General features: G+C 65.4%; 25 protein-coding genes and 1 tRNA gene. 10 read left to right on the forward strand and 16 right to left on the reverse strand.

Annotated features, from left to right (window positions below; translation table 11 throughout):
• The first annotated feature begins 232 nt into the window (after positions 1–232).
• The 7 genes from ACODRZ_RS05015 (at position 233) to ACODRZ_RS05045 (ending at position 6,260) form a co-directional block, all read left to right on the forward strand.
• Complete coding sequence (locus ACODRZ_RS05015; RefSeq protein ID WP_488969914.1) at positions 233–1,759, forward strand: hypothetical protein; 1,527 nt, start codon at positions 233–235, stop codon at positions 1,757–1,759.
• Positions 1,760–1,892: 133 nt separating this feature from the next.
• On the forward strand, positions 1,893–2,087 hold the full coding sequence (secE, locus tag ACODRZ_RS05020) for a preprotein translocase subunit SecE (protein ID WP_488969913.1): 195 nt from the start codon (positions 1,893–1,895) through the stop codon (positions 2,085–2,087).
• A gap of 28 nt (positions 2,088–2,115) precedes the next feature.
• A complete protein-coding gene (gene nusG / locus ACODRZ_RS05025; RefSeq protein ID WP_488969912.1) occupies positions 2,116–2,652 on the forward strand; it encodes a transcription termination/antitermination protein NusG in 537 nt (178 codons plus the stop codon).
• 113 nt (positions 2,653–2,765) lie between these two features.
• The gene (locus tag ACODRZ_RS05030) at positions 2,766–3,821 is read left to right on the forward strand and encodes an acyltransferase family protein (protein WP_488969911.1); all 1,056 of its coding nucleotides are present in this window, start codon (positions 2,766–2,768) and stop codon (positions 3,819–3,821) included.
• Between the two features lie 169 nt (positions 3,822–3,990).
• Positions 3,991–4,422 carry a 50S ribosomal protein L11 gene (rplK, locus tag ACODRZ_RS05035; protein ID WP_008830816.1) on the forward strand — a complete coding sequence of 144 codons (432 nt, stop codon included), beginning with the start codon at positions 3,991–3,993 and terminating at the stop codon, positions 4,420–4,422.
• 4 nt (positions 4,423–4,426) lie between these two features.
• Complete coding sequence (gene rplA, locus ACODRZ_RS05040) at positions 4,427–5,125, forward strand: 50S ribosomal protein L1 (RefSeq protein ID WP_008830815.1); 699 nt, start codon at positions 4,427–4,429, stop codon at positions 5,123–5,125.
• A 286-nt stretch (positions 5,126–5,411) separates the two neighbouring features.
• Complete coding sequence (locus tag ACODRZ_RS05045) at positions 5,412–6,260, forward strand: TauD/TfdA dioxygenase family protein (RefSeq protein ID WP_285017054.1); 849 nt, start codon at positions 5,412–5,414, stop codon at positions 6,258–6,260.
• A 180-nt stretch (positions 6,261–6,440) separates the two neighbouring features.
• Here ACODRZ_RS05045 and ACODRZ_RS05050 read toward each other — a convergent pair whose 3' ends face one another.
• The 5 genes from ACODRZ_RS05050 to rimO all read right to left on the reverse strand — a co-directional run bounded on the left by ACODRZ_RS05050 (position 6,441) and on the right by rimO (position 10,412).
• Positions 6,441–6,998, reverse strand: coding sequence for a hypothetical protein (locus ACODRZ_RS05050; protein WP_488969910.1), 558 nt, complete (start codon positions 6,996–6,998; stop codon positions 6,441–6,443).
• A complete protein-coding gene (locus ACODRZ_RS05055; protein WP_488969909.1) occupies positions 6,988–7,749 on the reverse strand; it encodes a competence/damage-inducible protein A in 762 nt (253 codons plus the stop codon). The genes ACODRZ_RS05050 and ACODRZ_RS05055 overlap by 11 nt, the downstream gene beginning before the upstream one ends.
• A gap of 79 nt (positions 7,750–7,828) precedes the next feature.
• A complete protein-coding gene (locus ACODRZ_RS05060; protein ID WP_488969908.1) occupies positions 7,829–8,050 on the reverse strand; it encodes a hypothetical protein in 222 nt (73 codons plus the stop codon).
• On the reverse strand, positions 8,038–8,700 hold the full coding sequence (tenA, locus tag ACODRZ_RS05065) for a thiaminase II (protein WP_488969907.1): 663 nt from the start codon (positions 8,698–8,700) through the stop codon (positions 8,038–8,040). Before tenA ends, ACODRZ_RS05060 begins: the two co-directional genes overlap by 13 nt.
• 332 nt (positions 8,701–9,032) lie before the next feature.
• Positions 9,033–10,412: a 30S ribosomal protein S12 methylthiotransferase RimO gene (gene rimO / locus ACODRZ_RS05070; RefSeq protein ID WP_488969906.1), complete on the reverse strand. Its 1,380-nt coding sequence runs from the start codon at positions 10,410–10,412 to the stop codon at positions 9,033–9,035.
• Between the two features lie 150 nt (positions 10,413–10,562).
• On the opposite strand from rimO, the gene ACODRZ_RS05075 reads away from it, so the two are divergent.
• Positions 10,563–10,955: a DUF1761 domain-containing protein gene (locus ACODRZ_RS05075; protein ID WP_488969905.1), complete on the forward strand. Its 393-nt coding sequence runs from the start codon at positions 10,563–10,565 to the stop codon at positions 10,953–10,955.
• Positions 10,956–11,111: 156 nt separating this feature from the next.
• Here ACODRZ_RS05075 and ACODRZ_RS05080 read toward each other — a convergent pair whose 3' ends face one another.
• The 5 genes from ACODRZ_RS05080 to ACODRZ_RS05100 all read right to left on the reverse strand — a co-directional run bounded on the left by ACODRZ_RS05080 (position 11,112) and on the right by ACODRZ_RS05100 (position 15,583).
• Entirely contained in the window at positions 11,112–12,137 is a 1,026-nt protein-coding gene (locus ACODRZ_RS05080) for a potassium channel family protein (RefSeq protein WP_488969904.1), read from the reverse strand.
• Entirely contained in the window at positions 12,134–13,210 is a 1,077-nt protein-coding gene (locus ACODRZ_RS05085) for a LysM peptidoglycan-binding domain-containing protein (RefSeq protein ID WP_488969903.1), read from the reverse strand. Before ACODRZ_RS05085 ends, ACODRZ_RS05080 begins: the two co-directional genes overlap by 4 nt.
• Positions 13,210–13,971 (reverse strand): 5'/3'-nucleotidase SurE, encoded by a 762-nt coding sequence (gene surE / locus ACODRZ_RS05090; protein WP_488969902.1) that lies wholly within the window; start codon positions 13,969–13,971, stop codon positions 13,210–13,212. Before surE ends, ACODRZ_RS05085 begins: the two co-directional genes overlap by 1 nt.
• Before the next feature lie 158 nt (positions 13,972–14,129).
• Positions 14,130–15,410, reverse strand: a complete 1,281-nt coding sequence (gene serS, locus ACODRZ_RS05095; RefSeq protein ID WP_488969901.1) for a serine--tRNA ligase — start codon at positions 15,408–15,410, stop codon at positions 14,130–14,132.
• 98 nt (positions 15,411–15,508) lie between these two features.
• A tRNA-Val gene (locus tag ACODRZ_RS05100) sits at positions 15,509–15,583 on the reverse strand.
• Between the two features lie 78 nt (positions 15,584–15,661).
• Between ACODRZ_RS05100 and ACODRZ_RS05105 the strand changes: the two genes are divergently transcribed.
• The gene (locus tag ACODRZ_RS05105; RefSeq protein ID WP_488969900.1) at positions 15,662–15,976 is read left to right on the forward strand and encodes a DUF3297 family protein; all 315 of its coding nucleotides are present in this window, start codon (positions 15,662–15,664) and stop codon (positions 15,974–15,976) included.
• Between the two features lie 66 nt (positions 15,977–16,042).
• Here the strand turns inward: ACODRZ_RS05105 and ACODRZ_RS05110 are convergent, their stop codons facing one another.
• A complete protein-coding gene (locus tag ACODRZ_RS05110; protein WP_488969899.1) occupies positions 16,043–16,699 on the reverse strand; it encodes a CHAP domain-containing protein in 657 nt (218 codons plus the stop codon).
• A gap of 296 nt (positions 16,700–16,995) precedes the next feature.
• On the opposite strand from ACODRZ_RS05110, the gene der reads away from it, so the two are divergent.
• A complete protein-coding gene (gene der, locus ACODRZ_RS05115; protein ID WP_488969898.1) occupies positions 16,996–18,375 on the forward strand; it encodes a ribosome biogenesis GTPase Der in 1,380 nt (459 codons plus the stop codon).
• A gap of 103 nt (positions 18,376–18,478) precedes the next feature.
• Here der and ACODRZ_RS05120 read toward each other — a convergent pair whose 3' ends face one another.
• The 5 genes from ACODRZ_RS05120 to ACODRZ_RS05140 all read right to left on the reverse strand — a co-directional run bounded on the left by ACODRZ_RS05120 (position 18,479) and on the right by ACODRZ_RS05140 (position 22,969).
• Complete coding sequence (locus ACODRZ_RS05120) at positions 18,479–19,633, reverse strand: AI-2E family transporter (RefSeq protein ID WP_488969897.1); 1,155 nt, start codon at positions 19,631–19,633, stop codon at positions 18,479–18,481.
• Positions 19,634–19,832: 199 nt separating this feature from the next.
• Positions 19,833–20,321: a bacterioferritin gene (bfr, locus tag ACODRZ_RS05125; RefSeq protein WP_232495929.1), complete on the reverse strand. Its 489-nt coding sequence runs from the start codon at positions 20,319–20,321 to the stop codon at positions 19,833–19,835.
• A gap of 72 nt (positions 20,322–20,393) precedes the next feature.
• A complete protein-coding gene (locus ACODRZ_RS05130) occupies positions 20,394–20,588 on the reverse strand; it encodes a (2Fe-2S)-binding protein (RefSeq protein WP_488969896.1) in 195 nt (64 codons plus the stop codon).
• A gap of 66 nt (positions 20,589–20,654) precedes the next feature.
• Positions 20,655–21,935, reverse strand: a complete 1,281-nt coding sequence (locus tag ACODRZ_RS05135; protein WP_488969895.1) for a DUF418 domain-containing protein — start codon at positions 21,933–21,935, stop codon at positions 20,655–20,657.
• Positions 21,914–22,969: an SPOR domain-containing protein gene (locus ACODRZ_RS05140; RefSeq protein ID WP_488969894.1), complete on the reverse strand. Its 1,056-nt coding sequence runs from the start codon at positions 22,967–22,969 to the stop codon at positions 21,914–21,916. The genes ACODRZ_RS05135 and ACODRZ_RS05140 overlap by 22 nt, the downstream gene beginning before the upstream one ends.
• Positions 22,970–23,009 lie beyond the last annotated feature (40 nt).

Below are 23,009 nucleotides of genomic sequence, written 5' to 3' on the forward strand. Positions count from 1 at the left end.
AGACCCGGATGACGGGCGCCGAAGTGTGCCCTGTGCGTGGGTGCTTCGACAAGCTCAGCATGACCCTTCGACAGGCTCAGGGTGAGCGGGGGAAGTGCCATACTCTCCAATCCGCTCATGCTGAGCTTGTCGAAGCACCATCGCGCAGGGCACCAAGTTCAATTGCGGGCCGAGTTGCTTTACGAGAGCCCGTTCGCCGATTCGGGCCACTAGCGGGAAGACACAGTCGCACATGCACGCCAGCGCGCATCCTGACGCCGTGGAGGCCGAAGCGGCCCCGACAAACGACACCTATAAGCGCACGCGCCACGAAGCCTTGTGGATGGGCATCGTCCTGTCGCTGCTGGCGATGCTGCCCGCGATCGTCGCCTGGGCGCCGCAGATGACCGACTATCCTTCGCACCTGGCCGGGTTCAAGGTCATGCTCGATCACGGGCACGACCCGTTCCTGACGCGCTATTTCCTGTTCAAGTGGGAATGGACCGGCAACCTCGGCGCCGAGTTGCTGATGGTGCCGCTCACGAAGATCATGGGGCTGGAAGCTGCGGGCCGCTTCATCGTCGCGGCCATTCCGTTCCTTACCGGCATGGCGATCATGGCGGTCGAATGGAGCCTTAGGAAGCGCATCGGCGTCGGCGCGATCCTGGCCTTCGCGATGATCTGGTCGCCTTCGTTCCTGATGGGCTTCCTCAACTATTCGCTGTCGATCGCCTTCGCGCTGTTCGTGCTGGCGGGCTGGGTGCGGCTGGAGAACTGGCGCTGGCGCTGGGCGGTGATGATCCCGGCCAGCTTCGTGGTGTGGCTGTGCCACGTCTCGGGCTGGGGCGTGATGGGCGTGCTGATCTTCGGCTACGAATGGTCGAAGCGCGCGAGCTGGCGTGACTGGCGGCCCTTCCTCAAACCCTGGCCGCTGATCTTCCCGCTGCTGCCGATGCTGCTCGGCGTGGGGTCCAACTCCAAGGTGTCCTACGGGCGTTTCGGGGTGCTCGAATACAAGTGGCAGATTCTTTACCGCGCGATGCGCAGCTATGACATGACCTTCGACATCGCCAGCCTGTGCGTGGTGGTGGCGGTGATCGTGGCGGCGCTGGCGATCCGCCGCTTCGACGGGCGCGTGGGCTGGGCGGCGCTGATCCTGCTGATCCTGACGCTGGTGGTGCCGCGCCAGATCTTCGGCGGCGACTATGCCGACTATCGCCTGAGCACCGCCGCGCTGCTGGTCGCGTGCCTCGCGATCGACTGGCCGGTGCCGCGCTGGGGCCTCGCGCTGGCGGGGCTGCTGTTCACCGCGCGCATCGCCGTCACCACGGTGGTCTGGTACGAGGACGCGCAGACCGCGCGCCAGCTCGTCACCGCGCTCGATTACGTCCCTGAAGGCTCTCGCGTGGCGACGGCGATCGCGATTCCCCGCCGCCAGTGGTTCTTCGGTCCGTTCGAACACTTCGGCAGTTACGCCGTGGTGCGTCGCAGCTCGATGGAGAATTCCAACTTCGCGCTGCCCGACGTTCACATGCTGTCGATGCGCGAGACGCGCTACCGTTTCAACGACCCGACGCAGCGTATTCTCTATAGCGACAGCCAGCGGATCGACTTGCGCAAGTTCAAGCCCGCGCGCCATGCCGACTACCTCTGGTACATCGGCACGAAGGCCCCGGTGGCGATCCCGGACGGGGCGCGGATCGTCTTCGCGACGCCCAACTCGTTCCTTGCACGCCTGCCGGACTCGGTGGACCTTGCAAATCCGGACAGTGGAAGCTAAATCCCCGTTTCCTCCCGACAGGCGGACTTCATCAGCCCCTCCCGGCCTCGGCCGGGGCGGCGATGGCCCCTAGGCGGAAGAATCGCAGAATTTTCCGCGACCAAAGCGGCATAGCTAAGAGAGCGACGTTAAGATGGCCAAGATCACCCCCGGCGAATTCATGCGCCAGGTTCAGGCGGAAACGCGCAAGATCCACTGGCCCTCGCGCCAGGAGACGGTCACGACCGCGATCTTCGTCGGCCTGATGACGGTGCTGCTGGCGGTGTTCTTCCTGGGCATCGACGCGCTGTTCGGCTGGATCGTCAGCGCTCTGCTGAACGCCCTTTGATCGCCAGAATACAGGACTGAGAGACGACATGGCCCGCTGGTACATCATCCACGCCTACTCCGGCTTCGAGAGCAAGGTTAAGGAAGCCATCATCGCCGAGGCCGAGCGTATCGGTCTTTCGCAGCTCGTCGAGGACGTGCAGGTTCCCTCGGAAACCGTGACCGAAGTGAAGCGCGGCAAGAAGGTCCAGACCGAGCGCAAGACGATGCCGGGTTACGTGCTCGCCAAGCTGACGCTGAACGACGACGTCTACCACCTCGTCAAGAACACCCCGAAGGTCACCGGCTTCCTCGGCGCCAACGGCAAGCCGCAGGCGATCAGCGAGAGCGAGGCCTCGCGCTACTTCGGCGCCGCCGAAGCCGCCGCCGCCGCACCGCGCAAGACCGTCTCGATCGACTACGAGATCGGCGATTCGGTCAAAGTGCTCGACGGCCCCTTCGCGAGCTTCAACGGCATCGTCGAGGAACTCGATTTCGAGAAGAGCCGCGTCAAGGTGGCGGTCTCGATCTTCGGCCGTGCTACCCCGGTGGAGCTGGAATTCGAGCACGTCGAACTCAGCAAGTAAGCTGCCGTCGCTTCGAGCGACGCGGCATACGACAAGAGACGCCCCGCCTCAGTGCGGGGCGTTTTGCGTTTGGGGAAACGGCGAATTAACCAGTTCCGGGCTAATCGGCCCGGATGGACAGGGGGCGCCTTCGATCGCTGGACGGGCTGCGCGGCATCGCTGCGTGCGGCGTCGCGTTCTTCTATCATCCACTGATCGAGTTCAATGCGCGGGCGATCGGGCATGCGCCCGCCGTCCTGCTCTGGCTGCGTACCTGGGGCTGGACCATGGTGGATCTGTTCTTTCTGATCTCCGGCTATGTCTTCGCCCAGGTCTATCTCGGGCGCGCCGGTGGCCGTGCAGGGCTGGAGCAGGCAGCGCTTCCCGACTTTGCCATGGCCCGGTTCGCGCGCCTCTATCCGTTGCATCTGCTTCTGCTGCTGGTGACCGCGGTGCTGTTTGCGTCGGAACCGGCCAACACTGCGGTAGCCTTCGTCGCACATCTGTTCATGATGCAGGCCTTCGTCGCCCCTGTCGGCCATACGTTCGACGGTCCGAGTTGGTCGCTTTCGGTCGAGGTTTTCTGCTACGCCATCTTCGCCGTCGCGGCGGCACGTGGCGATCAGGTGCTGAGGCGCATCACGGTGGCGACAGTGGTGCTGGCGCTGGGCTACATCGTCGTGCTTGGCGGGCGGGAAGGTGGTCCCTGGGCCGCCGACTGTCTCCCGCGCGGACTGCTGGGGTTTTTCCTGGGGCAACTCTTGTGGCGCTGCCGTGCGCAGTTGCAGGCGATATCGGTGCCGTTTCTCGTCGTCGTTCTTGTCCTCGGTCTTGGGATCGACATGGGCACGGCATGGAGCCCGCTGCCGCCGTTGTGCCTGCTGGCATGGCCTTGCGTCCTGGCTCTCGCGCTCCGTATCCCTGCGCTCGGGAGCCGGCCGATGGTCTGGCTGGGGGACCGCAGTTATACGATCTATCTCGTCCACTACCCGATCCTGCTTTGCTTCCGGCCGGAACTGAACGTGCAGCACAGCATCTGGCTGGCGTCTGCAGGAACGCTGGTTTACGTGGCGATCGTGCTGGCGGCCAGCGCGGCTGTCTACCGTTTCTTCGAGATGCCCGCCGGTCGCATGATCCGCGCTGCGTGGGCGCGTCGGCGCGAGGCGGCAAACGCGGTGGCCACGGTGTGAAACGGGCTCTTTCCTTTCATCCGATTCTCGTATAGGGGCGCCCCCTTCGGACATGGCTTCGCCGTGCCCGATTCCCTGCGGGAGGGACGCTGCTCACACGGCGGCCCGCCAAAACCGCTAGACATGAGCCTCGGGAAACCGGGGCGACAGTGTGAAAAGGAGCGGCCCCATGGCCAAGAAGATTACCGGTTACATCAAGCTGCAGGTCCCTGCAGGCAAGGCCAACCCGTCGCCGCCGATCGGTCCGGCTCTGGGTCAGCGCGGCGTGAACATCATGGAATTCTGCAAGGCGTTCAATGCCGCCACGCAGGAACTCGAGAACGGCATGCCGATCCCGACCATCATCACCGTCTACGCCGACCGCAGCTTCACCTTCGTCACGAAGACGCCGCCGGCCACCTTCCTCATCAAGAAGGCCGCCGGTCTGAAGTCGGGCTCGAAGGAGCCGGGCAAGATTTCCGCTGGCAAGATCGCGCGTTCGAAGCTGTCCGAGATCGCCCAGGTCAAGATGGCCGACCTCAATGCCAACGACATCGAGGCCGCAACGAAGATCATCGAAGGCTCCGCTCGCGCGATGGGCCTCGAAGTGGTGGAGGGCTGATCCCATGAAGCAGACCAAGAACCAGAAGGCTCTCGCAGCCAAGCTCGGCGACAACATGAAGCTCTACGGCGTTGACGAAGCGCTGCAGACCCTGCGTGACGTCAAGGCCACCAAGTTCGACGAGACCATCGAAGTCGCGATGAACCTGGGCGTCGATCCCCGCCACGCCGACCAGATGGTCCGCGGCATGGTTTCGCTGCCCGCAGGCACCGGCAAGACCGTTCGCGTCGCCGTGTTCGCCAAGGGTGACAAGGCTGCCGAGGCTCTCGCCGCCGGTGCCGACAAGGTTGGCGCCGAAGACCTCATGGAAGACATGCAGGCCGGCAACCTCGACTACGACCGCGTCATCGCCACCCCGGACATGATGGGCGTCGTCGGCCGTCTCGGCAAGCTGCTGGGTCCCAAGGGCCTGATGCCGAACCCGAAGTTGGGCACCGTCACCCCGAACGTGACGCAGGCCGTGAAGGACGCCAAGGGCGGCCAGATCGAGTTCCGCGTCGAGAAGCAGGGCATCATCCACGCCGGCATCGGCAAGATGTCGTTCTCGGATGCCGACCTGAAGACCAACTTCTCGGCTTTCGTGGACGCCATCGTCAAGGCGAAGCCCTCGGGCGCCAAGGGCAAGTACGTCCGCAAGATCTCGCTCTCGTCCTCGATGGGCCCGGGCCTCAAGATCGACACCACCGAGATCGCCGGCGCCTGATTCAGCGCTGACGTAAACGGACTTGAAGGGCCGGGAGGGAAACCTCCCGGCCCTTTTCGTTTGTGTCCCATTGGCGGGCTCGGTCGCGACCCTTCGACAAGCTCAGGGTGAGCGGGGTTCCTGATATGGCGCGTTAGCCCCATGCCCCCGTTCCCCACGCCCGTTCAGGCTGAGCTTGTCGAAGCCCGCCCCGGCGGTGTGTTCTCAAGCCCGTTTACGCCCGGCACCATAGGGTGTAATGGCGTGCTGTACATATGTTCAGCATAAAGCCGGGAGAGACGGCCAGATGGCTATCCGTTTCGAAGACATCAAGGAATTCATCGGTTCGCGCGTGATCTGGGACGACCGCGCCGACCTGTTCACGCCCGAGGCGGCCGCAGCGATTCGCGCCAAGGTGGAGGAGCGCACCGTTGTGGTGTTCCCGCAGGCGAACCTCACCGACCAGGAGCAGCTCGCCATCACCGAGGCGATGGGCGAGAAAATCCGCCTGACGGCGCGCAATAACGTGCAGAACAACGACCAGGACGTCTACCAGGTCACGCTGGACGAGAAGATCAACCCGCAGCCCGAATACGTGCTGGGCACTTTCTTCTGGCACATGGACGGCATTACCGTGGACATGCCGCCGCCCTTCGCGACGCTGCTATCCTGCCGCATCGCGCCCGACAAGGGCGGCGAGACCGAGTTCGCCAGCACGTATGCCGCTTACGAGGGCCTTCCCGAAGAGGAGAAGCAGGCGCTCGAGGGGCTGAAAGCGGTCCATTCGGTGCGCGCGAGCCTCTCGCCGATCGCCGATGCCATCCCGGAAAAGCACCGCGAGAAGGTGCTCGGCATCGGCCTGATCAAGGAGCATCCGCTGGTCTGGACGCACGAGTCGGGGCGCAAGTCGATGGTCATCGGCACCACGGCGGACCACATCGTCGGCATGGAAGTCCCGGCGGGCCGCGCCATGCTGATCCGCCTGCAGGAATGGGCGGCACAGCCCGCGTTCTCGCTGCGGCACAAGTGGACCAAGGGCGATTTCGTGATCTGGGATAACACCGGCGCGATGCACCGGGCGATCCCCTACGACAAGTCGACCGGGCGCATGATGCACCGCACCTCGATCGCCGGGACCGAGGCCGTCGCGGCGTAACGTTACGTCGTCCCGGACTTGATCCGGGACCGCTTCGGCGAACCGCCCATAGGACGGTGTGGGATGCGGGGGCTTCGACAAGCTCAGCGGTGACCCTTCGACAAGCTCAGGGTGAGCGGAGGTAGTGTAATGCCCTATCAATCCCGCTCAGGCTGAGCTTGTCGAAGCACCCGCCGATGATCAGCGCAGGTTCGCCGCCGTGTAGCACTCGACAAGGTAAGCCAGCGGGCGTCCGTCGGGCAGGACCAGCATCGCCTGATGCGTCGAGATCGTATCCGCCGGGCAATTCTCCGCCGGTCCCGCCACCGTCGCGAGCGGACGCCGCTTGAACCCGAGCGGGGCGACGACTTTGCCGAACGGCGTATTCGTCACGCGCAGAGCCTCGTTCATCGCGGGTGTCAGCCGTGCCGGGACGTACCAGTTCCACGCGACCGAAAGCACCGTGCCGCCGCAGCTCAGGCGCACATTGCGCAAGGCGAAAGTTTCGCCGCCCGCAAGCCTGAGATGCTCGCGCATCGCTGCGGGAGGAGCCTCGCCGCCGGTGGCCAGCGTCTGCGCGGTGATCCGCGGATCGGTGACGCCGCGCATGCCGCACCACTCCTCCAGCGCCAGGGTTGCGCTGTCGTGGCGGCGCAGGACCGTCTCGAACTGTTCCAGCGTGGCGGCGGGCATTGCAGGCGAAGTCGCGGAAGCCATCACGGCCATGATCGCAGCAGGCGCCGCAAGCTCAAATGCCACCGGGGACCGCCGGGCGGCCCATCGCCGCCAGTCCTTCGACGAGCGCGCGGGTGCAGGCGGCGAGATCCTCGGCGCTGACCGAACGGATCACGAAATTCGCGCCGGTGCGCCCTTCGCCCCAGAACGGGTAGGAGCCGATCTGGCAGGTCTCGAACGTCCTTTCGGTTTCGCGCAGCAGTTCGGCCACTTCGCTTTCGCCGACCCAGCAGCCGACCGTCTCGGACAGCAACGGCGCGCCGCCCTCGAGCTGGCCAGAAAGTGCGTCGAGCATGCCTGCGGTGATGCTGGGCACGCCGGCCATGATGAACACGTTGCCGCAGCGGATGCCCGGTGCCCCGGTGTAGCGATTGGGGATCAGGCTGGCACCGTCCGGCGTGCGCGCCATGCGCAGGCGCGCCTCGGTCAGGCCGCCGCGCGTGGTATAGTATTCTTCCAGGATCGCGCGGGCTTCGGGATGCACGATGACCGGCACGCCCAGCGCTTCGGCGATGGCGTCCACGGTGATGTCGTCATGCGTGGGGCCGATGCCGCCGGTGGTGAAGCAGTAGTCGTTGCGGGCGCGAAGAGTGTTCACCGCTTCGACGATCGACGGCGTCTCGTCGGCGACGACACGCACTTCCTTGAGGCGGATACCCTGGATCTGCAGCCAGGTGGCGACCTGGGCGATGTTCTTGTCGTGCGTGCGGCCCGAGAGGATTTCGTCGCCGATGACGACGAGGGCGGCGGTGAAGATTCGCTGCTGGGAAGCCATGGCGGTATCGCTAGGGCAAATGAACGCGCGGGGCTAGGGGGCTGGTTCCATCGCGCCACGCTGCCTCGCCCCAGTTCTTTCAATGGGCGGGTTCTTTCAATGGGTGCCAAAAAGAAAGGGCCGGTCCGAAGACCAGCCCTGTAGAAGTTTTGGGAGAGGATGCCTGAAAGGCCCGATCCTTATGTTCGGAATCGCCCTTTGCTGCAAATGCGAAAAGATTGAGCAAAGTTGCAAGGAATGCAACTTGTTCGATGCGCTCCATTAAACTGCAGTTAACTGCACGTTTTATCAGATCGGCCACGCCTCGACGCGCCAGGCGGAATCCCAGAACATCCACTCGAAACGGGTTGCGTTGCGGAAGGCGATGGCCATCGCATCGCGCGTCACCTGAGTCGCGTTCCCGGCAGCCTCGTCGACGAGGGCGCGGACGCGATCGGTCGCCTCGCCGAACGCGGGCGCGGCGTAAGTGTCGATCCACGCGGCATAGCGATTGGGCGAGACGGCACGCGGCTTCACGTCGCAGCCGACTTCCCAGTAGACCCAGAAGCAGGGGAGGATGCCTGCGATCAGTTCCTCGTAGCTGCGCGTCGCGGCCAGTGCGGAAAGATAACTGGTATAGGCGAGGCAGGCGGGCGTCGGCTCGCTGGCGGCCGCGATCTCTACAGTGACGCCGAACTGGGCGAAGAACGCCTGGTGCAACGCTTCCTCGACCTGCACGGCGACTTTGGCTCCGTCGGAGAATTCGAGGCGGCCGCTCGCGGTCGGTGCGCGCGCCGCAGCAAGAGCGAGGGCGCGGGAATACTCTGCGAGGTAGAGGCTGTCCTGCAGGATGTAATGCCGGAAGCTCTCGGGGGCGAGCGTTCCGGCGGCCAGTTCGTTCAGGAAGGGGTGATCGTGGATCGCCCGGCGCAGCGGTGCGACGTCCTCCCAAACCGTTTGGCTAAAGCTCATGCGCGAAGTTCCCTCGGATGCGAAAGTCGGGCGCGCTTAAAGCAGGATCGATCAAGAATGGCCATCTTCGTCATTGCGAGCGCAGCGAAGCAATCCAGGGCGGGTTACGCGGCCCTTTGCTTCGCTGCGCTCGCAATGACGAAGATACCTGCCTCGCGTCGCGGAACGCAGGCAAAAAGAAAGGGCCGGTCCGAAGACCAGCCCTGTAGAAGTTTTGGGAGAGGATGCCTGAAAGGCACCCCCCATATGCTGTCCAGAGCTGATTCCCGCAAACGCGCAAAGCGCTATCACAGTTGCATGTCTTGCAACGATGGCGCTGTGTGCGCTGAGCGTCAACTTTGCAAAACGGCCCCATAGAGGTCGTGCTCGTCCGCATCTTCGACAAGAACTTCAACGATATCACCAACTTGCAGGCCTGCAGCGTCACGCAGGAAGACGTTGCCATCGATCTCGGGTGCATCGGCCTGCGAGCGGCCGGTTGCGCCGACGTCACCGTCGTCGTCCGCCTCGCCCACTTCGTCGATGATGACAGGCAGGACGCGGCCGACCTTGGCGGCGAGCTTGGCGGCGCTGATCGCGGCGGTCTTTTCCATGATCCGCTGGTAGCGCTCTTCCTTGACCTCTTCCGGCACCGGATCGGGCAGGTGGTTGGCCGAGGCGCCTTCGACCGGTTCGAAGCGGAAGGCGCCGACGCGGTCGAGCTGCGCTTCGTCGAGCCAGTCGAGCAGGTACTGGAAGTCCGCCTCGGTCTCGCCGGGGAAGCCGACGACGAAGCTGGAGCGAATGGCGATGTCCGGGCAGATCTCGCGCCACTTGTGGATGCGGTCGAGCACCTTGGCCTCGTTTGCCGGGCGCTTCATCGCCTTGAGCACCAACGGCGCCGCGTGCTGGAACGGAATGTCGAGGTAGGGCGTGATCAGCCCTTCGGCCATCAGCGGGATGACGTTGTCGACATGCGGATAGGGGTAGACGTAGTGCAGGCGCACCCACGGCTTGCGGCCCTGCGCGTCCTTCAGGCCGCCGAGTTCGCGGGCGAGGTCGGTCATGTGGGTGCGGACCGCGTGGTCCTTCCACATGCGTTCCTCGTGGCGAACGTCGACGCCGTAGGCCGAGGTGTCCTGGCTGATGACGAGCAGTTCGCGCGTCCCGGCCTGCACCAGCTTTTCCGCTTCGCGCAGCACCGCGTCGATGCGGCGGCTCGCCAGCTTGCCGCGCAAGGACGGGATGATGCAAAACGAGCAGGCGTGGTTGCAGCCCTCGGAAATCTTGAGATAGCCGTAGTGGCGCGGCGTCAGCTTGACGCCGGCGTCGTCATAGGCCTGCGGGATCAGGTCGAGGTAGGGCGAGAGTTCGGGCGGGGCCGCCTCGTGCACCGCCTCGACGACCGCCTCGTACTGATGCGCGCCGGTCACCGCGAGGACTTGCGGGAACTTGGCGCGGATCGCTTCGGCCTCGTTGCCCATGCAGCCGGTCACGATCACGCGGCCGTTCTCGGCGATCGCCTCGCCGATCGCGGCAAGGCTTTCTTCCTTCGCGGAATCGAGGAAGCCGCAGGTGTTGACGAGCACGACGTCGGCGCCGGAATAGTCCGGGCTCATGTCGTAGCCGTCCGCGCGCAGGCGGGTGAGGATGCGCTCTGAATCGACGAGCGCTTTCGGGCAGCCGAGGCTGACCATGCCGACTTTCGGCGGGGAGGGGAGTTCGATAGCCATGGGATTGGCGCGCCCGATACTCGGAAATGGGCTGCGAGTCACGAAAAACGAACTTTGCGGGTGATTCGCAAAACTTGCACAAGTGCACGGAGCCTGCAAGACAGGGTAGCAGGGGCACGGGGGCGCACCTAAGGGAAGGATTACGCGAAGATGGGTCCGGTGAACTGGCTGGCGGTAATGCTGGCGGCGGCGCTTGCGGTGGTGATCGGGGTATTGTGGCACGGGCAGCCGTTCCAGGACGGGCGCCAGTTCGTGCCCGGAAAGGGTGAGCGTTTCGGCAATTACCTGACGGCGATCATCGTCTTCCTGATCGGCGCGGCCATGCTCGGGCACAGCCTTGCGCGGATCGGCCCCGATACGCTGGCGCTCAAGCCCTGGCTTTATTTCATGCAGAGCGGCGGGCTGGCGATCGCCTTCGTCATTCCCGCAGTCTGGATCACCCACGTGCGCAACCGCACCGAGCCGATGCGCCGGGTGATCGACTGCGCGTTCTGGCTGGTCGCCTATCTGGCGATGGGGCTGGTGTTCTGGGTGTTCGGGTAGACCTCGAAAATCCCGTCATCCCAGCGTAGGCTGGGACCGCTGGAGGTCCTGCGCCCAACTCTCGTCAACGCGCCTCCATGCTATGTGGTTTTTTACGGCAAGCGGTCCCAGCCTACGCTGGGATGACGGGATTTGCTGCAACAACGAGAACAGGCCTCAAGGCGTGACCGCGATCTCCACGATCAGATCGCCGGCCTGCAGCACTTTCGCGCCGGGCTCCCAGAAGCCGATGCACTGCTCGCCGCGATAGATGCGCACGCCCTTGCCGGTTGCGAGCTGATCGAGCGATTTGCCGATCTCCTCCGGCTGCACCGGGCGTTCCACCAGTTGCACCCGCCCGTCCACCGAGGCGAGGTCGGACATGTATTCGGCTATGTGCTGCCCTTCGGCCGAGCCTGCCAGCAACAGGCCAGTGAAGCGCACCGGGTTGATGACGTTGTCCGCACCCGCCTGCCGCGCAAGCAGTTCGTTGTCGTCCGCGCGCACCACCACGGTGATCGGCACGCCGGGCGCAAGGTGACGCGCGGTCAGCACGATCAGGATCGAGGTGTCGTCACGCCCCGCCGAGACGAGGATGGTGCGCGCGGCATCGATCCTCACGGCGGCCAGCGTCTCGTCGCGGGTAGCGTCGCCTTCCAGCACGTTGCAGCCCTGCTGCTCGGCATGGCGCAGCCGTCCGGCGGAGGGATCGACGACGACGATGCAGGCCGGGTCGGTCCCGCGCGCGATCAGTTCCTGCACCGCCTGCGAGCCGCTGACGCCGAAGCCCAGCACGACGACATGGTCGGACAGGCGTTCCTGAATGCGCTTCATGCGCCAGCTCTCCCAGCTATGCTTGATGAAGTAGTTGTAGGCGGTGCCCACGAAGATGAAGATCACCGCGAAGCGGATCGGCGTGACGATCACCGCCTCGATCAGCCGCGACTTGTCGCTGACGGGCGCGATGTCGCCGAAGCCCGTCGTGGTGATCGAGATCATCGTGAAGTAGAACACGTCGAGGAAGCTGACGGTCCCGTCGTGCGTGTCTTTCAGGCCGTCGCGGTCGATCCAGTGGATCAGCACCACGAACATCACCAGCGCGAAGGCGCCGCCCAGCCTGAGGCAAAGGTCCGCCCAAACCGGCAGGTCCACCGCGCGCTTGAGCGGCTTCGCCAGCTTGGGAGGCAGCTTCGGCTTTTTCACGGAACCTTGGGCAACTGGCTCAGCGGATCGACGGGCTGGCCGTCCTGGCGCACTTCGAAGTGCAGTTCGCTGCCCTTGGCGCGCCCGGTTTTACCGACGAGGCCGATGCGCTCTCCGGCGGCGACTTTCGCGCCTTCCTTCACCGTCACGCGGCTGAGGAAGCCATAGGCGGTGAACCAGCCGTCGCCGTGATCGAGCACGACGAGGTTGCCGAACTGGTCCTTCTCGGCGCCTGCGAACTTGACGATTCCGGCGGCGGCGGCGCGGACCATGGTGCCGGTGGGGGCCGGGATGTCGATGCCGTCGTGATAGTCCGAACCCGTCGCATAGCCGCGCCGAACGGTGCCGGTCAGCGGCCATGCGAAGCGCGCGGAGCGGGAAGCAGGCGCGGCGACCGGCTTCAGTGCGGGCGCGATGGTCTTCGCGGCTCCCTTGGGCGGTTCGATCAGCGTCGGGATCAGCAGGTTCTGGCCCGGCTTCACCGGCGCGGCCGGGTCGAGGTTGTTGGCGAGCGCGATCTGCTCCCACGGCACGGCCGTGTCCATCGAGATCGAGAAGCCGGTCTCTCCGGTCTTCACCAGATGACGGCCGGTGCGCGGAATCTTCAGCTTCTGGCCTACGCGCACGTCATAGGGCGGCTGCAGGCCGTTGGCTTCGGCGATGAGCACGCGGGGCACCTTGGCGCGCGCGGCGATGCCGCCCAGCGTCTCGCCGGTGGCGACGAGGTGTTCGGTCTCGTACTCCGGCGCGCCGGGCGCGGAGGGGGTACGCGCCTCGATCACGCGGGCGGCGGTGGCGACTTTCTTTGCGGCGGGCGCGGCGGCGTCGGCGGTGCGGGCGACTTGCGCCGTCTTGCTCAGGCGCGGAATCGCCAGCTTCTGGCCGACGCGGACCACGTAGGGCTCCTTGAGCGCGTTGGCCTTGACGATGGCGCTCGCGGAGACGCCTGCGCGGTTGGCGATGCCGTTCAGCGTTTCGCCGGACGCGACGATGTGCACCGTCTCTTCCTCGGCGGGTGCGGCGTAAGCGGGTGTGCTCGCAAGGGCGGCTGCGAGGAAGAGGGCGCGCTTCATCAGGCGAAACGCTCCGCCAGCGCCTGCATCGAGGCATCGTGCGTCAGGTCGAGGTGCAGCGGCGTCACCGCAATGTAGCCTTCCGAGATCGCTTCGAGGTCGGTGTTGTGGCCCAAGGTGTGCTCGATCCCGTGGAGACCGAACCAGTAATACGGGAAACCACGCGGGTCGCGGCCCTCGACGACCGATCCGCGCGCGTAGTCGTGGAAGCCCTGACGCACCACCCGGATGCCCTTGATCGCATCGGCGGCAAGCGCGGGGAAGTTGACGTTGACCAGCGTGCGCGGCGCGAAGGGCTGGTCCAGCAGCGGGCGCAGCACTTTGGCGCCCCAGGCTTCGGCCGCGGCGAAGTCCACGCCGTCGCCCATGTCCTCGCGCGAGGGGACCTGGCTCAACGCGATCGAGCGGATGCCCGCCATCGCCCCTTCCATCGCGGCCGAGACGGTTCCCGAATACGTCACGTCATCGCCGAGGTTGGCGCCGCGATTGACACCCGAGAGGATCAGGTCGGGCGGTCCGGGCAGCGCCTTGCGCAGGCCCATCGTCACCGAATCGGTCGGCGTGCCGGTCACCGAGAAGCGCTTTTCCGCATGCTGGCGCATCCGCACCGGGCGGGTCAGCGTCAGCGAGTGGCCTGCGCCGGACTGTTCCTCGCTCGGCGCGCAGATCCAGATGTCGTCGGAAAGCTGCGCGGCGATCTTCTCCAGCACGTAGAGGCCGGGGGCGTTGATGCCGTCGTCGTTCGTGAGGAGAATGCGCATATTCGTGCCTTTAACCATAGTTGCGTGCAGGCGTCGCGTTAAAATCCCATCTTCGACAGGCTCAGCCTGACCCTTCGACAAGCTCAGGGTGAGCGGGGGTGGTGTAAACCTCTCAAACCCGCTCAGGCTGAGCTTGTCGAAGCCCCGGCAAGCTTACGCTACGCCAGCGCTTCCAGCTTCTCGATGCCGCCCATCCAGGGTTTCAGCACCTCGGGCACCAGAACCGAGCCGTCTTCCTGCTGATAGTTTTCGAGAACCGCGACCAGCGTGCGGCCGACAGCAAGGCCCGAGCCGTTCAGCGTATGCACGAACTCGGTCTTCTTCGAGCCTTCCGGCTTGTAGCGCGCGTTCATGCGGCGGGCCTGATAATCGCCGCAGTTCGAGATCGAGCTGATCTCGCGGTAAGCGGCCTGACCCGGCAGCCATACTTCGAGGTCGAAGGTCTTTCGCGCGGTGGCGCCCATGTCGCCCGCGCAGAGCAGCACCTTGCGGTAGGGCAGGCCGAGTGCTTCGAGGATACCCTCTGCGGCCTTGACCATGCGCTCGTGCTCGGCCTCGCTCTCTTCCGGCTTGGCGATGGTGACGAGTTCGACCTTCTCGAACTGATGCTGGCGGATGAACCCGCGCGTGTCGCGCCCGGCCGCGCCCGCTTCCGAGCGGAAGCAGGGGGTGAGGGCGGTCATGCGCAGCGGCAGCGTTTCGGGGGTGAGGATTTCACCGGCGACCGCGTTGGTCAGCGAAACTTCGGCGGTCGGGATCAGCCAGCGGCCGTCGGTGGTGCGGAACAGATCCTCGGAGAACTTGGGCAACTGACCGGTGCCGTAGACGGCTTCGTCCTTGACCAGCAGCGGCACGGCGCATTCCATGTAGCCGTTGGTCGCGGTCTGCGTGTCGAGCATGAACTGCGCCAGCGCGCGGTGCAGGCGCGCCATCTGGCCCTTGAGGAAGGTGAACCGCGCGCCCGACAGCTTAGCCCCCGTCTCGAAATCGAGGCCAAGCGCGGGGCCGAGGTCGGCGTGTTCCTTCGGCGTGAAGGCGAATTCGCGCGGGGTGCCCCAGCGCGAGACTTCGACGTTCTGCGATTCGTCTTCGCCGTCCGGGACTTCGGCGACGGGGATGTTGGGCAGGCCCGCCAGCGCGTCCTGAAGCTGCGCGGAAAGCTCCTTCTCCTCGGCTTCGAGCGCGGGGAGAGTGTCCTTGAGCGTCGCGACTTCGGCCTTGAGCGCCTCGGCCGTGGCGGTGTCGCCCGAGCCCATGGCCTTGCCGATCGCCTTGGAGGCTTCGTTGCGGCGGTTCTGCCCCTCCTGCATGCGCGTGGCGACGGCGCGGCGCTGCTCGTCGAGGGCGACGAGGCTGGCGGCGACGGGCGCTACGCCCCGGCGGGCGAGGCCGGCGTCGAAGGCTTCGGGGTTTTCGCGGATCTGGCGGATGTCGTGCATAGTGCTCGCGCCTATGCCGCGCGGGCGTTGCGCCTGCAAGACGCCCGAACCGAAATGCCACCGATGTCGAGGGAAAAACCGCCATCCTTGGGTAAGGATGGTGGGCGCGACAGGGATTGAACCTGTGACCCCACCCGTGTGAAGGGTGTGCTCTACCGCTGAGCTACGCGCCCGCTCCGTTAGCGGAAGCGCGCCTTTAGACAGGCCGGATCGAATTGACAAGCGGGGAATGCAAGATAAATCGCTGCGGCATGACTGAAGATAACACCACGCCCGAATCCGCACCCGTCGCCTCGGCTTCCGACGTGCCGCCCGATCACCTTGCCATCAATCCGCGCAGCCCGTTCTTCGATCAGGACAAGCTGCAGCGCGGCGTCGGCATCCGCTTCAAGGGCACGGTGCGCACCAATGTCGAGGAATACTCCATCTCCGAAGGCTGGGTGCGCGTGCAGGCGGGCAAGACGCTCGACCGCAAGGGCAATCCGCTGACCGTCAAACTGATGGGTCCGGTCGAGGCATGGTACGAAGACCTCGGCGAGAACCCGCCGGTTGCCAAGAAGGACTGAGCGCCAAAACGAAAAAACGCGCCGTCGCAAGGGCGAGGGCGCGCTTTTTTCGGAGGGGTGAGAAGGTTAGAAGTTACCGGCGATGATGTCGCCGATAGGGTCGCTGCGGCGGCCCTTTTTCCTGGCGGGCTTCGCGGCGCTGACGGCGGCGAGCCGTGCTTCACCGCGATCGGGTGCCGCCTCCTTGAACTTCGTGCCCGGCTTGGCGTTGTAGATGAAGCCCGAGACCGGCCAGTGCGTATTGCCCAGACTGCGTGACGGCCCGTACCAGATGCGCACTTCGCTCCAGTCGTTGTTCGGCGAGACGTCGAGGGCGGTGACGTTGCGTTCGATCTCGCCGGGTACCGACCAGTTGGCGTGGCTGAGCAGCACCGTGCGCGTATCGACGATGCGGCTGACGGTGGCGACATGGCCGAGCTTCGAATTGTTGAACGGCTTGATCGCCATCACCGCGCCCACGCGCGGCGCGGCGCCGGTGGCATAGCGGCCCTTGGCCTGACCCCACCAGGTCCAGGCATCGCCGTAAAGCTGGATGCCCGAAGTGGTGCGCGCATAAGGCACGCATTCGAGGTGGCCGGGCGTATTGGGTACGCTTGCTGCCGAACCCGCCCCGCTGTCGCGCCCGCCGTCCGCATCGATGACGGTGGCGGCGATTGCGGGTGCGGGAAGCATGCTCGCCAGAGCGAGCGCCGCCGCAGTGCAGATGTGTCGAAAAGCCCTCATGAACGCCGTTGTGCCCTCGGAAGATTGCCATGCGTCTTCCGGGGTTGGTTAACGACGAGCGGCCAAAAGGTTCCGGCGAAGCTTTTCGAACCCGCACAAATTAAGACAATCAATCGATTGCAACACCGTTAACGCGGCTTATCCTCCCTCCCAGACCTGCCTGCAAGTGCAGGCAATCAGCGGGTTTTTCGTGAAGCCGGCAGGGCGGATGGGAAGCAATGCAGCCTCTGTCCGAGACAGTGCGAATCACCGCAAAGCTTGCCAAATCCGCAGGAAATGACCAAGCGGGTGGGATCATGCTTCCCCAAGTCATCATTATAGGCCGACCCAACGTCGGCAAGTCCACGCTGTTCAACCGACTCGTCGGCAAGAAGCTGGCGCTCGTGGACGACCAGCCCGGCGTCACGCGCGACCGTCGTTTCGGCGATGCGGAACTGCTCGGCCTCAAATTCCAGATCGTCGACACTGCCGGATGGGAGGACGACGAAGCCGAAACGCTGCCCGGTCGCATGCGCAAGCAGACCGAAGCGGCGCTGGAAACCGCCGATGTCGCGCTGTTCGTGGTGGACGCGCGCGCGGGCCTGACCCCGCTCGACGAGGAGATCGGCAACTGGCTGCGCGCGTCGCCGGTGCCGGTGATCCTGCTCGCCAACAAGGCGGAAGGCCGCGCGGGCGAGGGCGGGCTGCTGGAGGCCTATTCGCTGGGCCTCGGCGATCCGGTCGGCATCTCGGCCGAGCACGGCGAGGGCATGGCCGATCTGTTCGAATCGCTGCTGCCCATCCTCGACCCGCTGCAGCCCGAGGAAAATCCTTTCCCCGAAGAGCTGGACGAGGAAGCGATGCTGCGCGCGCCGCTCAAGCTGGCGATCGTCGGCCGTCCGAATGCGGGCAAGTCCACGCTGATCAACAAGCTGCTGGGCGAGGACCGCCTGCTGACGGGGCCGGAAGCGGGCATTACCCGCGATTCGATCACGATCCAGTGGGACTGGACCGATCCCAAGACGAAGGACGTGCGCCAGCTTCACCTCATCGACACGGCGGGCATGCGCAAGCGCGCCAACGTGGTCGAGAAGCTGGAGCGCATGGCTGTGGCCGACGCACGCCATGCGATCGACTTTGCCGAAGTCGTGGTGCTGCTGCTCGACGCCACGCGCGGGCTGGAGCACCAGGACCTGACGATCGCCTCCAAGGTGCTGGAGGAAGGCCGCGCGCTGATGATCGCGATCAACAAGTGGGACGTGGCCGAGGACGCCTCGGGCCTGTTCAACGGCATTCGCGGGGCGCTGGATGACGGGCTCGCACAGGTGCGCGGGCTGCCGCTGCTGGCGGTTTCGGCGCGTACCGGCAAGGGGCTCGACGACCTGATCGCCGCCGCCTTCTCGATCCGCGAGGCGTGGAGCAAGCGCGTGCCGACTTCGGCGCTCAACCGCTGGTTTGACGATGCGCTCTCCGCCAACCCGCCGCCGGCGCCGGGCGGCAAGCGCATCAAGCTGCGCTACATCACGCAGGCGAAGACCCGTCCGCCGGGCTTCGTGGTGTTCGGCACGCGCCTCGATCTGTTGCCGGAGAGCTACAAGCGCTATCTCATCAACGGGATGCGGCGTGAACTGGGCTTTGAATCGGTGCCGATCCGCCTGAACCTGCGCAGCGCGAAGAACCCCTTCGCGAAGGATTGAGGGGAAACCCACCTTCCGTCATTGCCAGCGAAGCGAAGCAATCCAGTGCAGTTGCACCGCCCTGGATTGCTTCGCTTCGCTGGCAATGACGAGTTTGTATGGTTTACGAAGGATGCGCCACCGCTTCCTCTACAGCCTTCGCGGCGCCAGCCTCGGTCTGCACCGGGATTGGCGAGCCTTCCGCCACGGCCGTCTTGGCCTCGCGCCGGTCGCGGTGCTGGTTCCACACCGCGATGAACAGCGCGGCGATCACCGGGCCGATGATGAAGCCGTTGAGGCCGAACAGTTCCAGCCCTGACAGTGTCGCGATCAGTACCACGAAATCGGGCAGGCGGGTGTCTCGGCCGACGAGTATGGGGCGCAGCACGTTATCGACCATGCCGATGATGAACACGCCGCAGAACACCACGATCCCGCCGTTTACGGTGTTTCCGGAAGCGAACAGGTAGATCGCGGCGGGCACCCAGATGATCCCGGTGCCGACGGCGGGCAGCAGCGAGAAGAAGCCCATCAGCACGCCCCAGATCACCGCGCCCTCGATGCCCAGCACCGAGAACAGCAGCCCGCCGAGCAGCCCTTGCACCACCGCGACGACCACGGTCCCGCGCATCGTCGCGCGCACGACCAGCAGGAAGTTCTGGATCAGCGCATCGCGCGTGTCGGCGTGGAGCGGCATGCTGGTGCGCACCATCTCGCCGTAACGGTCGCCATCGCGCAGCAGGAAGTAGCTGAGGTAGAGCATCACGCCCAGCGCCGCGACGAAGCTCAGCGCGCCCTGGCCGACCGAGAGCACGCGGCCTGCGACGGTCTGCAACCCGCTGGTGATGCTGGAGCCGAACTGGCGGCGGATCGTCTCGAAATCGTTAAGGCCATATTCGGCGACGAGATTGCGCACGCGGTGCGGCAGTGCGCTCTGCACCTGCTGGACGATGCGGCCGAAGTCGATCTGCCCGGTGGTGATCTTCTGGTAGAGCACCGTCGCCTCGTTGACGATGCTGATGCCGAGCAGGATCGTCGGCACCACGAACAGTGCGATCAGGCCGAACAGAACGATCGAGGCGGCAAGGTTCTTGCGCCCGTTCAGCCGGTCGGCGAGCTTCGCGGTCATCGGCTGGAACATGATCGCGGCGACCACGCCCCACAGGACAGCGCCGAAATAGGGGGCAAGCAGATAGGCCCCGGCCAGGGAAATAAGCACTACGAGGACGGCGAAGCCGACATCCTCGGTCTGTAAACCACGCTTTTCGTCAGATCCCATTACCATCCCTTACAACGCAAAACCGCCGCTGCCATCCGATAAACGACGGCAGCGGCGGCGGTTCCCGTTGGAAGCACGGTGGTCCGTCATTGCGAGCGAAGCGAAGCAACCCAGGGCAGCATTACGCCGCCCTGGGTTGCTTCGCTTCGCTCGCAATGACGAAGTGGTGGGGCAGGTCTTTCAGACACCGCCCCTCTGATCAGGATTCCGATTCGCCCGCCGGCTTGCTCTGCAGCTGGCAGTAGTTCTGGATGCCCATGCGGGCGATCATATCGAACTGCTTCTCGAGGAAGTCGACGTGCTCTTCCTCGCTCTCGAGGATGCGGGCGAAGATCTCGCGGCTGACGAAGTCGCGCACGCTCTCGCAATGGGCGATGGCTTCCTTGAGCATCGGGATCGCGTCGTATTCGAGCGCGAGGTCGGCCTTCAGGATTTCCTCGACCGTTTCGCCGACGCGCAGCTTGCCCAGGTTCTGAAAGTTGGGGAGGCCGTCGAGATAGAGGATGCGATCGGCCAGCACGTCGGCGTGCTTCATTTCGTCGATCGATTCGTGACGCTCGTACTCGGCAAGCTTCTTGATGCCCCAGTTGTCCAGCATGCGGTAATGCAGCCAGTACTGGTTGATTGCGGTGAGCTCGTTGAACAGCGCCTTGTTCAGAAACTCGATAACCTTGAGGTCGCCCTTCATCGCGCGGAAACTCCTATGCTGGAGCCGCGGCCTATATCCGGCAATGTCGAGTCGGGCAAGTCAGGTCATGAGTTATGCGGCGGCAGCTATTCCCATTCCGGCGGACGAAAGTTCGTCGGCGATGATGTCTTCGGCTTCGTCCAGGCACTGACGGCACTGCGGGGTGCGGCCGATCGAGCCGTAGATCGCTTCGGCATTGCCGCGCACACGGCGGGCTGCGCAGCGAAGTTCGGTCTCTCGGATGGCATTGCAGATGCACACGTACATGAGCGAATCCTTGTGTTCTTCGCTCAATATATGCGAGTGCGAATAGATCGCAATAGCGAAAATGCGTCAGGCTATGCGATTGTTCAGCGGGCGGTGCTCCACGAGCGACCGCCAGAGCCACTCCAGCGGCCCACGGCGGAAATGCTGCAGCCAAACGGGGCTCCACGCCAGCATCATTGCCCAGCCGCCAAGCACGAAGAGCCATTGCCGCGAAGGCGGAACCTGACCGTAGAGCCCGAGACCCCAGCCGTAGAATACGAAAGTCATGACGAGGCTGGTGGCGATATAGTTGCTGAACGCCATGCGCCCGGCGGCGATCAGGCGGCGGCCGAGCCAGGTCGGAGCGATTCGCGGCGCGGCGAGGACGAGGAGCCCGGCATAGCCGACGCCGCCCAGCACGTGCGGCATGGCGAGGCCCCAGACGAGCGCGGCCTGCATCGCGACGGCAGGGAAATGGCGCGGCCAGGCCCAGCCGAGGAACATCACCGTCAGGGCCATCCCCGCGAACGTGCAGGCGAGCGAAACTTCGATCAGGCGCTTGCGGCGCAGCCCTCCATCGAAGAAGCCGCCGCGATAGAGCACCATGCCGATCAGCATCAGCGGCAGCGTCTCGGAAAACGAGCCGGAGATCATCTGGATCTGCCAGAACGGCCGCTCGACCAGCTTGACGCGCAGCAGGTCCAGCCAGCCGAGCCGGGCCTCGCGCATTTCCTGCATCGCCCAGTCGTACATCGGTTCGAGCCGGGCCGCGAGCAGGCGCAGTTGTTCCGCCGTGGCGACATGATCGCGCACCGCATGTTCGGCATCGATGGCGGTCGCGGCGTCGAACATGCCCCAGATGTGCCAGGCGTAGTACAGGGCCAGGGCGATCCACAGCAGCATCCGGTCGCTGAGCGGGCGCATCAGCAGCGCCGCGATGCCGCAGGCGGCGTAGAGGAACAGGATGTCGCCCCACCACAGCAACAGGTAATGCGCGATACCCAGCAGCAGCAGCCAGCCGAGCCGTCGCAGCTGGATCTGGTCGCCGTCGCGCCCGGCGGCTTCGGCGCGTTCGTGGAACAGCACCAGCCCGGCGCCGAACAGCAGGGTGAACAGCGCCCGCATCTTGCCCTCGAAGAACAGGAAGCTGAACGCCCATGCGGCCTCGTCGAGCGCGCTGACGGGATGGAGCAGGGTGGGCGTCGTCGTGCCGATCATCGGCCCGGCGAACCCGGCGATGTTGATCGCGAGGATGCCGAGCACGGCGATGCCGCGGATCAGGTCGAGCGTTTCCAGCCGCGCCGGGACGGCAGCGGGGGCATCCTCTTCGCTGAGGTCGGAGAGGGTCAGTCCCTGCTCGCCAGACACCCGAAGCCACCGGCGGTCAGGCGGGCGCAGGCGGCGTCGGCCTCGGCCTTCGAGGCAAAGCCGGTAGCCTGCAGCTTCGTCAGCCGTCCTGCGGGCACCAGTGCCCGCGGATGACCGGCGAGTTCGGGGCGGCCCTTGATCTTGCCCCATAGCGCCTCGGCATTGCCGAGAACGCCGAAGGCGCCGAGCTGGACCCGCCACGGGCCGGAAGCGGCCGGTTTTGGTGCTGCTAGCTTTGGTGTCGGAGCTGGTTGCGGCTTTGGTGTGGCCTTGACGGGTGCAGGAGCGGCGCTGCGGGGCAGGGTCTCGCTCGTCCCGGCGGCGTGGGCGGCTTCGGTGACGGCGCGCTTCGCCTCGATCACTTCGGGCGCGCGGACCGGCTCTGCCGTGGCGAGGCGGGTGCCGAGTTCGGCCGAGGCGCTCTGACGCTGGCGATTGGCCTGCGTTTCGGCGGCGATCTTCTGGGCGAGGACCACGCTCTTCTGGCGATCGGCCAACGGAATGTTGCGGTCCATCTGCTCCAGCGCGCTCTTGGCTTGCGGGAGCCCGGCGGCCTGCGCGAGACTGGCCAGCGCATAGGCGCGCACCCAGTCCTTGGGCACCAGGTCGCCGTTGAAGTGCGCAACGCCGAGGATGTATTGCGCGCGCGGATCGCCGCGCGCGGCCGAATTCTGGATATAAGGCAGGGCGCGCTGGCGTTCACCGCGCTGGAACAGCAGCAGGCCGTAGGCGTCGGCAGCCTGCACATGGCCCTTGGCGGCGGCCTTGCCGTAGAGGTCTTCGGCACGGGTCAGGTCAAGCGGTTCGCCCCGGCCGAGCTTGTAGGCCTGCGCGAGGTTGAACTGCGCATCGGGATCGCCCTGATTGGCGAGCGGCTGCCAGATGCGCACGGCGTCGTCGTAATTGCCGCTGGACCAAGCATCGACGCCGTCCTTGACGCTGGTTCCGGCCACCTCGGCGGCTTGGCTCGCGCTCCACGCAGGTGCCGCGAGCGCCACCGTGGCGGCAGTGAGTATCGGGAGAATCTTGCTCACGTCGTCGGTATTCCGGTGCTGCCCCGTGGAAGGTTCAATA

The sequence above is a fragment of the Novosphingobium sp. FG90 genome, from assembly GCF_057808725.1.